Origin of the sequence: Rhizobium sophoriradicis, assembly GCF_025200795.1 — a bacterium.
Taxonomy (GTDB): Bacteria; Pseudomonadota; Alphaproteobacteria; order Rhizobiales; family Rhizobiaceae; genus Rhizobium; species Rhizobium sophoriradicis.
Genome location: NZ_CP104152.1, coordinates 1,043,335 through 1,057,414 on the forward strand (window position 1 = coordinate 1,043,335; position 14,080 = coordinate 1,057,414).

General features: G+C 62.5%; 12 protein-coding genes. 3 read left to right on the forward strand and 9 right to left on the reverse strand.

All coding sequences use genetic code 11. The features are described 5' to 3' along the window. Window positions 1-125: 125 nt before the first annotated feature. Window positions 126-1,355 (reverse strand): MFS transporter, encoded by a 1,230-nt coding sequence (locus tag N2597_RS05165; RefSeq protein ID WP_096762220.1) that lies wholly within the window; start codon window positions 1,353-1,355, stop codon window positions 126-128. 299 nt (window positions 1,356-1,654) lie between these two features. Here N2597_RS05165 and N2597_RS05170 point away from each other — a divergent pair, with 299 nt between their 5' ends. Next, window positions 1,655-2,599 carry a diacylglycerol/lipid kinase family protein gene (locus tag N2597_RS05170; RefSeq protein ID WP_038687860.1) on the forward strand — a complete coding sequence of 315 codons (945 nt, stop codon included), beginning with the start codon at window positions 1,655-1,657 and terminating at the stop codon, window positions 2,597-2,599. A 12-nt stretch (window positions 2,600-2,611) separates the two neighbouring features. Here N2597_RS05170 and N2597_RS05175 read toward each other — a convergent pair whose 3' ends face one another. Beyond that, window positions 2,612-3,961 (reverse strand): glutamine synthetase family protein, encoded by a 1,350-nt coding sequence (locus N2597_RS05175; protein ID WP_183597054.1) that lies wholly within the window; start codon window positions 3,959-3,961, stop codon window positions 2,612-2,614. An 83-nt stretch (window positions 3,962-4,044) separates the two neighbouring features. Between N2597_RS05175 and N2597_RS05180 the strand changes: the two genes are divergently transcribed. Then, window positions 4,045-5,412, forward strand: a complete 1,368-nt coding sequence (locus N2597_RS05180; RefSeq protein WP_183596963.1) for an aspartate aminotransferase family protein — start codon at window positions 4,045-4,047, stop codon at window positions 5,410-5,412. Window positions 5,413-5,423: 11 nt separating this feature from the next. Here the strand turns inward: N2597_RS05180 and N2597_RS05185 are convergent, their stop codons facing one another. From N2597_RS05185 to N2597_RS05210, 6 genes are all read right to left on the reverse strand, one after another. Next, window positions 5,424-5,672, reverse strand: coding sequence for a type II toxin-antitoxin system RelE/ParE family toxin (locus N2597_RS05185; protein WP_210281825.1), 249 nt, complete (start codon window positions 5,670-5,672; stop codon window positions 5,424-5,426). A gap of 58 nt (window positions 5,673-5,730) precedes the next feature. Continuing rightward, window positions 5,731-5,982: a ribbon-helix-helix domain-containing protein gene (locus N2597_RS05190; protein ID WP_038687866.1), complete on the reverse strand. Its 252-nt coding sequence runs from the start codon at window positions 5,980-5,982 to the stop codon at window positions 5,731-5,733. A 100-nt stretch (window positions 5,983-6,082) separates the two neighbouring features. Then, window positions 6,083-7,570: a glycosyltransferase family 39 protein gene (locus N2597_RS05195; RefSeq protein ID WP_183596961.1), complete on the reverse strand. Its 1,488-nt coding sequence runs from the start codon at window positions 7,568-7,570 to the stop codon at window positions 6,083-6,085. A 1-nt stretch (window position 7,571) separates the two neighbouring features. Beyond that, entirely contained in the window at window positions 7,572-9,071 is a 1,500-nt protein-coding gene (locus tag N2597_RS05200; protein WP_096771840.1) for an ArnT family glycosyltransferase, read from the reverse strand. A gap of 12 nt (window positions 9,072-9,083) precedes the next feature. Further along, window positions 9,084-10,100 (reverse strand): glycosyltransferase family 2 protein, encoded by a 1,017-nt coding sequence (locus N2597_RS05205; RefSeq protein ID WP_096771839.1) that lies wholly within the window; start codon window positions 10,098-10,100, stop codon window positions 9,084-9,086. Window positions 10,101-10,232: 132 nt separating this feature from the next. Continuing rightward, window positions 10,233-11,726 (reverse strand): ArnT family glycosyltransferase, encoded by a 1,494-nt coding sequence (locus N2597_RS05210; RefSeq protein WP_096771838.1) that lies wholly within the window; start codon window positions 11,724-11,726, stop codon window positions 10,233-10,235. A 182-nt stretch (window positions 11,727-11,908) separates the two neighbouring features. On the opposite strand from N2597_RS05210, the gene N2597_RS05215 reads away from it, so the two are divergent. Then, window positions 11,909-12,871, forward strand: coding sequence for a lysylphosphatidylglycerol synthase domain-containing protein (locus N2597_RS05215; RefSeq protein ID WP_096771837.1), 963 nt, complete (start codon window positions 11,909-11,911; stop codon window positions 12,869-12,871). On the opposite strand, the gene N2597_RS05220 is transcribed toward N2597_RS05215, so the two are convergent. Beyond that, window positions 12,839-14,080, reverse strand: coding sequence for an RNA polymerase sigma factor (locus N2597_RS05220; protein ID WP_183596959.1), 1,242 nt, complete (start codon window positions 14,078-14,080; stop codon window positions 12,839-12,841). The two genes, N2597_RS05215 and N2597_RS05220, sit on opposite strands and share 33 nt — an antisense overlap.

Here is a 14,080-nt window from a genome sequence, read left to right on the forward strand (position 1 = left end):
GAAATCCGTGGCTAACGGGTGTCGGCCACGTTTTTGTAGGTGGTCCCGAACGCGGAAAAAGTCAAGCGGGGTAAATGCTTAACGCCACAATGTCGCACCCTGCGATGCGCGCATTGTTGACGACCTCAAATGGTCTGTGCGCTCCGGTTGCGACGCTCCAGGTGGAAGGACGCTGCAAAGACGAAGAGGCCGAGGAAGGAGAGTGCTGCGCCGACATAGCCGGTCGCCGCAAAACCGTAGCCCCAGGCGATGACGAGACCGCCGAGCCAGGCGCCGATCGCATTGGCGATGTTGAAGGCGGAATGGTTGGAGGCGGCCGCCAGCGTCTGCGCATCGGCGGCGACATCCATCAGCCGCGTCTGCAGCGCCGGGCCGGCGGCGAAACCGCAGCCGACGAGGAAGACCGAGAGGCCGAGCATATAGGGGTTGGCGGCGGTCAGCGTGAAGGTGGCCAGCACGACGATATTATAGACGAGCGAGCCGCCGATCGTGCCGAGCAGCGATTTGTCGGCGAGCCACGAACCGATGAAATTGCCGGCATTCATGCCGACGCCGAACAACACCAGCATGATCGGAACCGCGCTTTCCGGCAGCATCGCCACCTCAGTCGTGGTCGAGGCGATATAACTGAACATGGCGAACATGCCGCCATAGCCGACGGCGGCGATGCCGAGCGTCAACCAGACTTGCGGCCGGCGGAAGGCGCCGAGCTCGCGCAGGAAGCTTGCCTCTTCGGAAACCCTGTCCTTCGGAACGTAGAACCAGATCAACACCACCGTCAGCAGGCCGACGATGCCGACCGACCAAAACGCCACCTGCCAGTCGAGCGACTGGCCGAAAAACGTCGTCAGCGGCGTGCCGAGAAGCGTCGCGACGGTGAGCCCGAGCATGACGCGTCCGACGGCGCGTGCCCGCCGATAAACCGGCACCATCGAGGCCGCGACAAGCGCGGCGACGCCGAAATAGGCTCCATGCGGCAGGCCGGTGACGAAGCGCAGGAATGTGAAGGATTGGAAGGTCGGCGCGACGGCACTTAATATATTGCCGACGGCAAAGACCAGCATCAGTGTCAAAAGCAGGGTGCGGCGCGCCATCTTCGCGGCGAGCACGGCAATGACAGGCGCACCGACGACGACACCAAGCGCATAAGCGCTGATGACATAGCCGGCCTGTGGTGTCGTGACTGAGAAAGTCTCGGCGACATTGGGCAGCAGTCCCATGATCGCGAATTCGCCGGTGCCGATGCCGAAGCCGCCGCAGGCGAGCGCCAGTTGGACCAAGGCGACGGTCGTTGCCGACGGCAGCTCGTCTTCGGGCTGGGTTCCGACGGACTCATTGATGGCGATCTCACTCATGAGAGCTCCTCGGGAAGGTTTTCTGCTTGGCAATGCCTCTGGCGCAAGTGCGGCGCGAGGCGATCGTGATAGATGGCGGGAAGTGGAGACGATCTCTCCGATATCTGATCTATCCGTCATGTACCGGCGGGCGTCGAGTGCATTTTACGCAGTGCAGCGTCCTGCTATGTGCATATGTCCGTTGCAATATTTGCATTTCTGTTGTTTTTGCGGAGAGGTGGGCGCGCTTGAAATCGCCAGTGCCGCAACCATTTCAGGGCAAAGGCAGGAGCATTTCCGCGCCAGGGACGGGAGCCTCTATGAAGCTTGTAGGCTTTTTCAATCGCGACGGCGGCACCTTCAGGACCACCGACATGGTGGCCTACGAAAAGAGGGCGGAAGCGGCCTTTCGGGATGCCGGGCATGATTTCGATGCCATCGTTTTCTCCGGCAAGGAAATAATTCCCGCGATGGAACGGGCGGCCAAGCGCGACGATATCGACGGCATCGTCGCCGGCGGTGGCGACGGCACGGTTTCGGCCGCGGCGTCGATCGCCTGGAAAAACGGCATCGCGCTCGGCGTCGTGCCGGCCGGCACCATGAACCTTTTTGCCCGCTCCCTGCGCGTGCCGCTCGATATCTGGCAAGCGCTCGACGTATTGGCTTCCGGTGAGATCGATAATGTCGATATTGCCAGCGCCAACGGCCGGCCTTTCATCCATCAGTTTTCGGCCGGTCTGCATGCCCGTATGGTGCGCTACCGCAACGCCTACAGCTATCGCTCGCGGCTCGGCAAAATCCGGGCAAGCACCAAGGCCGCTCTTGGCGTGATCTTCAATCCGCCGGAATTCGAGGTCGAGTTCGAGGCGGCCGGCATGCGGGAGCGCCGCTGGGTCTCGGCGATTTCAGTTTCCAACAATCCCTTCGGCGAAAATGCGCTGCTCTATGCCGATAATCTCAGAAGCGGCGAACTCGGCTTCTATACGGCAAACCCGCTGAATCCGCTCGGCGTCGCCCGCCTCGCCATCGACATGCTGCGTGGCAAGGTCCGTGAGAATGCCGACGTCATGGTGATGCATCCGGCCGAGGTACACCTGCATTTCCCGAAACTGCGCCGCAAGGCCAATTGCGTCATGGACGGCGAATTATTGCCGCTCCAACGTGATGTTTCGATCCGGCTGCATCCCGGCGAGCTGAAGGTCCTCGTAAAGCAGGGGCTCGCGGCTCAGGTGAATGAGGACGAACGCCGCGAGCCTGCAGCCTGAGGCCGGAAGACTTCAGAGCCGCGGCAGATAGGTGCGATAGTCGAAATCCGAGACGGTGCGCAGATGCGCGAGCGCTTCCTTGCGCTTGGTGTCGCCGTAAAGCGCCTGATAACGCGTGCCGAAGATATCGGCGATGAAGGGCGAGGCGAGGAAGGTTTCGACCGCGCTCAGGAAATCATGCGTCAGCCGCGTCGTATTGGCGGACGTGTAGGAGGGCGTCGTTTCCTCGCCGGGGTCGAGCTCGCGGTCGAGACCGATGAGCATGCCGCCGAGAATCGCCGCGAGCAGCAGATAGGGATTGGCGTCGGCGCCGGCCACCCGATGTTCTATGCGTGCGGCCGCGCCGTCCTTGTCGGGTATGCGGATCGCCGTGCCGCGGTGGCCGCTGCCCCAGGTGAGGTCGACCGGCGCGAACGAGCCCGGCTGGAACCGCCGGTAGGAGTTGGCGAAGGGGGCGAAGATAAGCTGCGCCGCGCGCATGGTCTCGAGCAGGCCTGCCGTGACCGATTTCAGCAGCTTGGGCTCGCCGCCCTTGGCATCGAGGATGTTGCGGCCTTGCCGATCGACGATGCTCGCATGTACATGCAGGCCGGAGCCGGCATGTTCGGAATAGGGCTTTGCCATGCAGGTCGATTTCAGCCCGTGTCGGCGCGCCGCCTGTTCGGCGATGCGCTTCAAATAGAGGCAATCGTCGGCGGCGGCGAGCGCATCGGCGCGGTGCAGCAGATTGACTTCGAACTGGCCGGGGCCGAATTCTGCCGTCGTCGCATCCGCCGGCAATCCCTGCGCCTTCGCATAGGCCCTCAGGGTCCCGAGATAGTCGTCGAGCGCGTCGACGGCGTTCATGTCGTAGAGCTGGAAACCATTTGGCTCGCCGCGATAGGTGAGGCTGTCAGGCGGGGAGGGGCGACCGGTTTCGCGCCAGTCGCCCGACATCACGTAGAATTCCAGCTCGGTGGCGACGACAGGCGTCAAGCCGCGGCTGCGATAGCGCTCGACCACGGAAGCGAGGATGGCGCGCGGATCCATGAAGCTCGGGCTGCCGTCGAATTCATGCATGGTGGCAAGCACCTGCATCGAACCCTCCGGCGCCCAGGGCATCGGCGCGAGGCTGCGCCGGTCGGGAACAACCATGCCGTCGGGATCGCCGATCGTCAGAGACAGGCCGGTAATGTCGTCATTGTCGTCACCCCAGATATCGAGCGACTGCGTCGACGTCGGCAGGCGGATGTCGCCGGCCCAGACCTTGTCTTCGCCGCCGGATGGAAGCTGTTTGCCGCGTAGCTCGCCGTTCATGCCGACGATCAGGATCTCGAAACGCGGGTCGCCGCCGGCCTTGCCGTCCATCCTGTCGCTCGCCATGACCTTGAAAATCCTCCGGGACAAGGCCAAGCTCCTAACCCATCGATAGCAGCCTTTCAATCCGCGAGGGTCTTCTACCAGCCATGCCCGATACCTACCCGCCATCGAACCTTGCCGCGATTGATGCAGCCCATCATCTGCACCCCTTCGCCGACATGAAGAAGCTGAACGCCGATGGCGCCCGCGTCATCCAGCGCGGCGAGGGCGTCTATATCTTCGATGATCGCGGCCGGAAATATCTCGACGGCTTCGCCGGCCTCTGGTGCGTCAATATCGGCTATGGCCGGCGTGAGATCGCTGAGGCCGTCGCAAGGCAGATGAACGAGCTGCCCTATTACAACACCTTTTTCGGTACCACCTCGACGCCGACTTCGCTGCTGGCGCAGAAGGTGACGTCACATGCGGGCGCGCGTTTCAACCATATCTTCTTCACCGGTTCCGGTTCGGAGGCGAACGACACCTGGTTCCGCATGGCCCGTGTCTACTGGAGCGCCGTCGGCAAGCCGTCGAAGAAGATCGTCATCGCGAGGAAGAACGGCTATCACGGTTCGACCGTCGCCGGCGCCAGCCTCGGCGGCATGAAATACATGCATGAGCAGGGCGACCTGCCGATCCCTGGAATCGTCCATATCGGCCAGCCCTATTGGTACGGCGAGGGCGGCGATCTCTCGCCTGATGAATTCGGGCTGAAGGTCGCCCGCGAACTCGAAGCGAAGATCGACGAGCTCGGCGAGGAGAACGTCGCCGCCTTCGTCGCTGAGCCGGTGCAGGGGGCGGCCGGCGTCATCATCCCGCCCGAGACTTACTGGCCGGAAATCGACCGCATCTGCAAGGCGCGTGATATCCTGCTGGTGACTGACGAGGTGATCTGCGGTTTCGGCCGGCTGGGCGCCTGGTTCGGCCACCAGCATTTCGGCGTCGAGCCCGATCTCGCGCCGATCGCCAAGGGGCTTTCTTCCGGCTACCTGCCGATCGGCGGCGTGCTCGTCAGCGACAAGATCGCCGACGTGCTGATCAACGAGGTCGGCGAGTTCAACCACGGCTTCACCTATTCCGGCCACCCGGTCTGCGCCGCCGCCGCCCTCGAAAACCTGCGCATCATCGAGGCGGAAGGGCTGGTCGAACGTGTGCGCGACGATATCGGCCGCTATTTCGGAAAGGCCTGGGCAGCGCTCGCCGACCATGATCTGGTCGGCGAGGCCGTCAGCATCGGCCTGATGGGCGGCCTGCAGCTGGCCGCGGAGAAGAGCACGCGCACGCGTTATGAGAAGCCCGATCAGGTCGGCGCGCTGGTGCGCAATCACGCGCTGGCGAACGGCCTCGTGCTGCGCGCCACCGGCGACCGCATGCTGGCCTCGCCGCCGCTCGTCATCAGCCACGCGGAGGTGGACGAGATGGCCAGGACTACCAAACTGGCGCTGGATGCGGCCTGGAAGGAACTGAAATGCTGATGTCGCTCGGCCTAAAGCTCGAAATCCTGCGCCTTGATATCCTCGGCGCCATGCTTGGCACGTAGGATCTCGATACCGTCGTGATAGGAGCGATAGTAGCTACAGCGGTTCCGGTATGGCAGGCCACGCAGGCCTTCCGCGATGTGGTCGCGAGGAGATCCGGTGAAATCCACTTCGGCGATCCACGCGATCTTTGCGGTCAGGTCGTCCAGAAACTCCCGCGCATAATGGGGACTGCTCTCGGCGATATAGCGCCGCATATTCCGTAGATCCTTGATGGCGGATGGCGCAATAATCAGGCGCTTCGGTTTAATGGCCTTAGCTTTCGTTCATGACGTCTTTGAGGATATCCGCGCCGGTCGCGTATTCCTTGCCAAGGCCGGCTTCAATTTCCGAGTCGGCCGCCTGAATGTCCCTGCGCAGCGCTTCTATCTTCAGTTCGTGGTCGGCGAGCATACGGATGCCAGCCCGCACGGCTTCAGTTTCCGTGCCGAACCGGCCATTGCGGACAAGATCCGACAGGATCCCGTCATAAGTGTCGCCAAGGGAAAAAGTCTTTGCGCGTGCCATGTGATGACTCCTTCCCTTTAATATGAGGCAAAATACAATACTTTTGCAATACTGCATGGGAGGGCGATCCCGCCGAAGCCAATGCGTCCGATGTTGAGCTTCAGGGATGATGGTCGATCCAAGCATACCCGAAGCGGTAGCGGTCGTCGCCGCGCTGATAGAAATAGGGCACGTCGATCACCGATGCCGCAGGCGCGGACACGCCGAGATTGGCCTGGAGCCATTCAGCCATGGTCGGCGGAAGCCCTTCGCTTCCCCCCTTCGGCGGGATCAGCCACACGAGAAGCAGCGGTTGCCGGCCGCTAAGATCCGGGCGGAAGCCGGGATAATCCACGGAGAGGACCGGCACATCGGGAATATCCTGCCTAAGATTGCCGGCAAGCAGGCTGTCGCCGGCAAGGATCGCTGCCGGTTCGGCCTGTTTGCGCAGGTTTTCCAGCATTGTGGCATAGGGCCTGTTCAGCCGTTCGTAATGGCCGGTGAAGCGTGCGGCGGCGACGCTGCCGTAAAGGGCGGCCGGCACGCCAATCATGATGATGGCGACGATGGCCATGAAACGCCGGAACGCCCGGGCTGTCTGTACGCCGGCGGCGTCGATCTTCAGGCAGAAAAAGAGCGGCAGGATGAAGAGCATTGGCACCAACCAGCGATCCTTGATTCCGGCAGCACCGCCGAAGACGATCAAAAACAGGATGCCGATGACGAAGACGAGCATCATCCGCTCGATGAGCCGCGTCCATTCCGACCGAGCGGCCAATGCCGGGCGAAGGTTCTTGCCGAAGACGACAGCGAACACCGCCACGGTCAATCCGGCAAAGCTGACGATGGCAAGAGCGAGCGAGCCGACGCCCATGGCGACCTGCATCGGATAGCCGGCATTGTCGCTGGCGGTCATCTTTTCCAGGGTGCGGGCGGTGGCGAAGTCGAGATTGTCCTTCAGCCAAAAGAGATGCGGCAGGGTGATGACGAGGGCAACGATAGCGGTCACCGCCAGCCGCCGATCAAAGATCCGCCCCCGCCAGCGCGCATCCGCCAGCGCGCCGATCAAGGCTGCGGCCGGCAGGATGGCGAAATTATATTTGGCGAGCAGCCCGAAACCGATGCCAATGCCTGTTATCAGGTAGGAGGCAAGGCTCGGCTGTTTCAGACTGCGGATGAAGCCGTAGAAGAAGATGCTGGCCGAGAAGAAGACCGCGACCGTGTGGGTGAGGTCGCGCTGCATCTCGAAAACCATTTGCGGGATGGTCAGCAATCCGAGCGTCGCGATCGCCACCAGCGCCTTGTCGCGCAAAACAAGACGCGCGGTCAGGCCGTACAGCAGGTAGGCGCTGAACAGCAGGAGATTCTTCACCACCGAAAGCGCGACAAGCGAAACACCGGCAAACTGGAAGACGGCATATTGCAGCCAGTTGTAGAACGGCGGCTGCGGGCCGTAACCGGCGGCGAGCCATTGCGAACGGAAGACCTGTTCGGCCTCGTCGAGGTCGAGCGAATGCGAGGTCGCCAGCCGCACGCCGATCTGAAGCGTGAAATAGGCGGCGAGCAGCACGAAAATCCAGCTGACGTCGCGAAGACCGGTCTTGATCATTCTATCTGGCCCCCGGCCGAACCCAGGCATAGCCGAGTGCGAAATTATCGCCCTGGCGGCCGAAGTAATAGGGGAGCGACAGGGCGCCGATCTCCTGCGGCGCGATGCCTGCCGCCGTCAGCGCCGATGAAAACCGCTCCGGCATGACGGCATCCGCAGCCGTCGCCGTCTTCTTGCCGCGCCAGACGATCAGCACCGGTCCACCTGCAGTCGTGTAGGCTGGAATGCCGGCGACGGGAAAATCGGGGATGACGACGGGCACATGGGGAAGCTGCATACGCATATTCCCGGCGACATAGGGATCCGAGGCAATCACCAGCGCGGGTTCAGCCTGCCGGGTCATTTCGCGGACAAGGTCGGCCATCGGCACATTCGGCCGGCTATAGGTGCCGATCAGCCCGGCGCCGACCACACGGAAGCCGAGCGCGACCAGCACACAGGCCATCAGCACCGGCACGACCGGCCGGAAGCGGCGCAGCCCGGCGGAAAAATCGAGCCCGGCCGCCTTCATCTTTGCCAGAAAGTAGATCGGCAGCACCAGCAGGAACGGATCGAGCCAGCGCTCACGCACGGTGGTAGAGCCGGTGAACAGCACGATCAGAGCGATGCCGGCAAGGCTTGCGAGCATCATCCGCTCCATCATCCCGGTCCAGCGGTTCCTGGCCGAAAGCGCCCGGACAAAATCCCGGCGGAAGGCGGCTGCGAAGATTGCGACCGGCAGCGCTGCAAAGGCGAGGATAGCGATGAGAAAGGCGAGGAGGCCTTTGCCGATCCGGGCGATGCCGGCAGGTTCGTTGCCGGCGGCCATCTTGACCAGAGTATCGGAGGAGGCGAATGCGAGATTGCCCTGCAGCCAGATCGCGTGCGGCAGGACGATGACGAGCGCGACGGCGACCGCGATCAGCATGCGCCAGTCGAGCGCCCTGCGCCGCCATTCGGCGTCGGGCAGGATGGCAATCAGCGCGACGACCGGCATCAGCGCAAAATTGTACTTCGAGATCAGCCCGATGCCGGTCGCAAGCCCGAGCAGCAGGTAGCTGCCGACGCCAGGCCGGTCGAGCGTGCGGAAAAAGCCGTAGAGGAACAGGGAGCTGGCAAAGAGCAGCGCCGTTGTGTGGGTCAGGTCCTGCTGGGCCATGTAGGACACCTGGGGCAGGGTGATCAGCGCCAGCATGCCGATGGCGGCGAGCGCCTGGTCCTTCAGTGCTTCGCGCCCGGCGAGGCCGTAAAAGAGGTAACACAGGAAGAGCAGGATATTCTTCGGCACAACAAGCGCGCCGATCGACATGCCCGTCACCGAAACGATGGCATATTGCATCCAGTTGTAAAAGGGCGGCTGCGGGCCGTAGCCCGCCAGCAGATATTGCGAGAAGAAGGATTGCTCGGCCTCGTCGAGCTCCAGCGAATGCGGAAGCGTGATGCGCAGCGCGATGTTCAGCACGAAATAGGCTGCAAGCAGCAGCGCCGCGGTTTTGATCGTCCTCGTCGCGCGTTCCAGCATCGTGCTGCCGGCTTAGGCTTGGCTTTGATCGTCGAAGATCTGCCGCACGATATAGTTCGGAGAGGCGTCGTCACGATAATAGGTGCGCGCGATCATTTCCGCCAGAATGCCGGTGGTGATCATCTGCACCGACGACAGCAGCAGCACGACGCCGACCATCAGCATCGGCCTCGTGCCGATATCATTGCCCAAAACGAATTTGTCGAAGCCGAGGTAAAGCAGGATCAGCATGGCGATGGCGCCGAGGCCGAGACCCAGCGAGCCGAAGAAATGTCCCGGCCGCGCCTTGTAGCGCATGAAGAACATCACCGACAGCAGGTCGAGGATGACGCGGAAGGTGCGCGAAATCCCGTATTTCGAAACGCCGTGCTCGCGGGCATGGTGGGTGACGGCCATCTCGCCGATGCGCGAGCTCGGCACGACGCCGGCCACCCAGGCCGGGATGAAGCGGTGCATTTCGCCCATCAGCTTCACCTGCTTGATGATCGAGGCACGGTAGATCTTCAGGCTGCAGCCGTAATCGTGCAGCTTGACGCCGGTGATGCGGCCGATCAGGTAGTTGGCGCACCAGGAGGGTATCTTGCGCAGGAACAGACCATCCTTGCGGTTCTTGCGCCAGCCGACCAGGAGGTCGAGTTCGCGCCGCTCGAGCTCGGAGACCATCTGGGGAATGTCCTTCGGATCATTCTGCAGGTCGCCGTCCATCGTCGCGATCAGCCGGCCCCGGGCGGTGTCGATACCGGCCTGCATGGCGGCGGTCTGGCCGAAATTGCGCTGCAGCTCGACGATTCTGAGCGTCAGCCCCTCGCGCCCGACGAATTTACGGGCGTTGACGAGCGTCGCATCGGTGCTGCCGTCATCGACGAGGATCAGTTCCCAGCGATAAGGATATTCAGCCATCGCCGCAAGGATACGTTCGACCAGCGGGCCTACGCTTTCCTCTTCGTTGAAAACGGGCACGACCAGCGACAGCTCGAGCGATTGTACCGGATCATTCGTGCCGCGAATGGGTTCTACCGTTGTCTGCAACTTTCATCTCCAAAAGGCCGGCGGCCTGGCAATCCTTACTGCCGCCACCGCGTATGCGGAAGCCTACTACATGAAGTGTCCGTCCGTTGCCAGCGGACAATGCCGGTTTCCCTCGCTCCAGCTGCCGCAACGCTATTGCGCGCCGCCCTCCACCCAGGAGTAGCCAATCGAAAAGGTATGTTTGCCGTCACCGAAAAGATAGGGCAGCGTCAGCGTGTTTATCTCTTTCAGATGAATACCCGATTTCACGAGATCGTTGGCAAAACCCGGCGAAATGGTTGGATCGTTTGCCGTTTCGCCGCGCCAGACAACCAGCACCGGCCCCTTCGCTGTCGCATATTCCGGAACCCCGGGACCGGGGAAGAACGGGATCACGACGGGAACGTCGGGAAACTCCAGCTTCATATTGCCCGCCACGAATTTGGTCCCGGCCACGATGAGAACCGGCTTGCGGGTCGCGGTCAGTTCGGTCACGTAGTTCGCGAAGGGGACGTTCGTTCTCGTATAGGTGCCGATATATTGAATGGCGACGATCCGCAGCAGCAGGATCGACAGGATGACGATCATGAAGACCGGCACCACCGGCCGAAAGCGTGCAAGGCCGGCGGAAAGATCGAACCCTGCGGTTTCCAGTTTCAGGAACAGGTAGATCAGCAGGACGAGAAGGCACGGGTCGAGCCAGCGTTCATGGATGTCGCTCGCGCCGGCGAAGACGACGATGCCGGCGAAGGCGAGCAGGCTGACAACCATCATCCGCTCGATCACCCGGATCATCGGACTGGACGAGGAGAGCGCCCGGAAGAAATCCCGCCGGAAGGCAGCCGCGATGAGAACGATCGGCAACGCGATGAAGCCGAGCACGGCGATGACGAGGGACAACAGCCCCTGTCCGATGCGGGGAAGGCCGGCCGCGGCCTCATGCTCGGCAGTCATCCGCTCCAGCGTCGGGGCCGAAGCGCTGACGAGGTTATCGGGCAGCCAGAGCGCATGCGGCAGAACGATCAGAATGGCGATGACGGCCGCCGGCAGCAGGCGCCAGTCGAACAGGCGGCTGCGCCACTTCCAGTCCGGCAGCACGGCGACGAAGGCGGCAAAAGGCAGGATGGCGAAATTATACTTAGAGATGAGGCCGATGCCGGTGGCAATGCCGATGACGAGATAACTGCCGATCGTCGGCTGGCGCAACGTCCGGAAAAAGCCGAAGAGGAAGAGCGAGGTCGCAAACAGCAGGGCAACGGTATGGGTGAGCTCGCGCTGCGCCATCAGGCCGACCTGCGGCAGGGTAATCAGGCTCAGCATGGCGATGGGCGGGAGCAAACGGCTCTTCAGCACCTCGCGGGCGGCCAGACCGTAGAAAAGATAGCAGCCGAACAGGATAATATTCTTGGGAATCGAGAGCGCCCACATCGTGATGCCGGTCACCGAGACGATGGCGTACTGGATCCAGTTGTAGAAGGGTGGCTGCGGCCCGTAACCGGCCAGAAGATATTGCGAGTAGAATGCTTGTTCCGCCTCGTCGAGATCGAGCGTATGAGGCAATGAGACGCGGAGCAGGATGTTCAGCAGGAAATAGCCTGCCAGAAAAATGCTGGCGCTCTTGATGCTTTTGGTAATGCGCTCCAACATCGATCTCCAAGTCAAGCCGGCAAGGCCTCGCCATCTTTCGGTCTGCCGCGCGGATCGTCGGCTTGAGGCGCTCCCGCCGCCACCGTCATCAACTCCGCCGTTGTGCGCAACCTTCATTTCTCCTAAAACGCCGGTGACGGAACCGAGGCCCATGCCGACGCCAAGCGAGGAATGCCTACTACATGAAGAGTTCGATCGTTGAAAGCCAGCAGTCCTGGTTTATGCGCAATCGCATGACGGCGCTGACGATCGTAATTGTCGCAGCCTATGCGCTCTTCGTGCAGTGGTTCTGGGGCTGGTCCGGCATCATCAGCCAATGGGCCGATGTCGGGGCAGGTCCCGTCATCGGCGCGCTCGTGGCTCTGACGGGCACCTATTTCCTGCGCACCTGGCGCATCTACGACTATTTTCCGCAGGAGACCACGGGTCAGTTTGCGACCCTCTTCCGGGTCACGCAGATCCACAATCTCCTGAACATCATGCTGCCCTTTCGGACCGGCGAAACCAGTTTTCCCCTGTTGATGCGCACCGAATTCGGCATTCCGCTGACGCGCGGAACCTCGGCGCTCCTAGTTATGCGGCTGCTCGACCTTCACGCTCTGCTTGCGGCTGCCGGTATCGGCTTTGCGCTCGCCGCAGCCGATGTTCTCGTCGCATGGTCGCTCTGGGCAATCTTCCTGCTGCTGCCGGTCGCAGCTTTCGCAGCGCGCAAACCGCTATTGCGCGTCGCCGCCAGGCTTCTGCCTTCCAAGGCGCAGAAATTTGTCGACGAGCTCGAAAACGGCTTGCCGCTGAATGCCGTCGCCTTTGCGCGCGCCTGGGCGATGACCATCGTCAACTGGCTGGTGAAGGTGATCGTGCTCGCATGGGCGCTCGGATTGATGGGTGTGTTTCCCATGGCGGCCAGCTTCGGCGGTGCGCTCGGCGGCGAACTCTCCTCCGTCCTGCCGGTTCATGCGCCCGGCGGGGTCGGCACCTATCCGGCAGGTATTACCGCTGGCGCCATTGCGCTCGGAGCTTCGAGCGAGCGGACGGCGCTCGCCGTGCTGGCGCAGGCGAGCGTCAATGCCCATTTGCTGATCATAGTCTCGGCGCTGACAGGAACCGCGATCTCACTGCCGCTCGGACGCCGCGGCAAGCTCTGAAATCCGTTTGCGAAGAAAAGCCTGCTCCGGCTCCTGCCGGCACAGCGACAGCGCCGTTTCATAGGCCGCGATCGCCTCATCTCTCCGGCCGAGGCGGCGCAGGAAATCAGCACGCGCCGCATGGGCGAGGTGATAGGCCTGCAGCTCGCGGTGCCTCAGGACAGCATCGATCAGCTCAAGGCCTTTCGACGGCCCTTCCGCCATCGCGATCGCCACAGCGCGGTTGAGTTCGACGACCGGCGAGGACTGGGCTGCGAGAAGCAGGTCGTAATAGAAGACGATCCGGCGCCAGTCGGTTCGCTCGGCGGCAGGCACCTTCGCATGTTCGGCGGCGATCGCTGCCTGCACCGTATAGGTGCCGATCTCTCCCGTCCGCATCGCCTCGCTAAGGAGTGCCAGGCCCTCCGAGATTTTGGCATGGTCCCAGAGCGAGCGGTCCTGATCGGCAAGCAGCACGAGGGCTCCCTCCGCGCTGCTGCGGGCGTTGCGGCGGGATTCCTGCAGCAGCATCAGTGCCAGAAGCCCGCAAACGTCGGGGTGCGGCAGCAGCGCTAGAAGCAGCCGCGCCAGCCGGATGGCCTCTGCCGTCAGATCGGCGCGAACGACCGCGTCTCCCGACGAGGTGGAATAGCCCTCGTTGAAGACGAGATAGATGACATGCAACACCCGATCGAGCCGCTCGGGCAGCGCCTCGCGGCCCGGCACTTCATAGGGGATGTTCGCGGCCCGGATCCTGTTTTTGGCGCGCACAATCCGCTGCGCAACCGTCGGCGCCGGAACGAGGAAGGCATGGGCGATCTCCTCGGTGGTCAGTCCGCAGATTTCCCGAAGCGCCATCGCCGTCTGCGCATCCGCCGGGATAGCCGGATGGCAGCAGGTGAAGATCAGCCGCAGCATGTCGTCCTCGATCGCTTCCATCTCGCCCATCTCCATTTCGTCGACGCTATAGAGGCTGTCCTCGATGTGCTTCAGCGATGCATCGAAACGAGCACGCCGCCGGATCGCATCAATCGCCTTGAAGCGGCCGGTCGACACAAGCCAGCCGGAGGGGCTGGCGGGAACGCCGTCGACCGGCCATGTTCTTGCGGCCGCTGCAAAGGCATCGTGAAGCGCTTCCTCCGCACGGTCGAAATCGCCGAGCAATCGGATCAGCGTCGCCAGCACCCGGCGAGATTGGGTTCGGTAGATCTCCTCGATGACCGTTTCCAC

Bases quoted from the DNA above. Each gene is read 5' to 3' on its own strand.
- N2597_RS05175 (WP_183597054.1), bottom strand. From the start codon at position 3,961: ATGGCGAGCGACAGGATGGACGGCAAGGCCGGCGGCGACCCGCGTTTC.
- N2597_RS05190 (WP_038687866.1), bottom strand. From the start codon at position 5,982: ATGGCACGCGCAAAGACTTTTTCCCTTGGCGACACTTATGACGGGATC.
- N2597_RS05210 (WP_096771838.1), bottom strand. From the start codon at position 11,726: ATGTTGGAGCGCATTACCAAAAGCATCAAGAGCGCCAGCATTTTTCTG.
- N2597_RS05195 (WP_183596961.1), bottom strand. From the start codon at position 7,570: ATGATCAAGACCGGTCTTCGCGACGTCAGCTGGATTTTCGTGCTGCTC.
- N2597_RS05215 (WP_096771837.1), top strand. From the start codon at position 11,909: ATGAAGAGTTCGATCGTTGAAAGCCAGCAGTCCTGGTTTATGCGCAAT.
- N2597_RS05180 (WP_183596963.1), top strand. From the start codon at position 4,045: ATGCCCGATACCTACCCGCCATCGAACCTTGCCGCGATTGATGCAGCC.
- N2597_RS05170 (WP_038687860.1), top strand. From the start codon at position 1,655: ATGAAGCTTGTAGGCTTTTTCAATCGCGACGGCGGCACCTTCAGGACC.
- N2597_RS05165 (WP_096762220.1), bottom strand. From the start codon at position 1,355: ATGAGTGAGATCGCCATCAATGAGTCCGTCGGAACCCAGCCCGAAGAC.
- N2597_RS05185 (WP_210281825.1), bottom strand. From the start codon at position 5,672: ATGCGGCGCTATATCGCCGAGAGCAGTCCCCATTATGCGCGGGAGTTT.
- N2597_RS05200 (WP_096771840.1), bottom strand. From the start codon at position 9,071: ATGCTGGAACGCGCGACGAGGACGATCAAAACCGCGGCGCTGCTGCTT.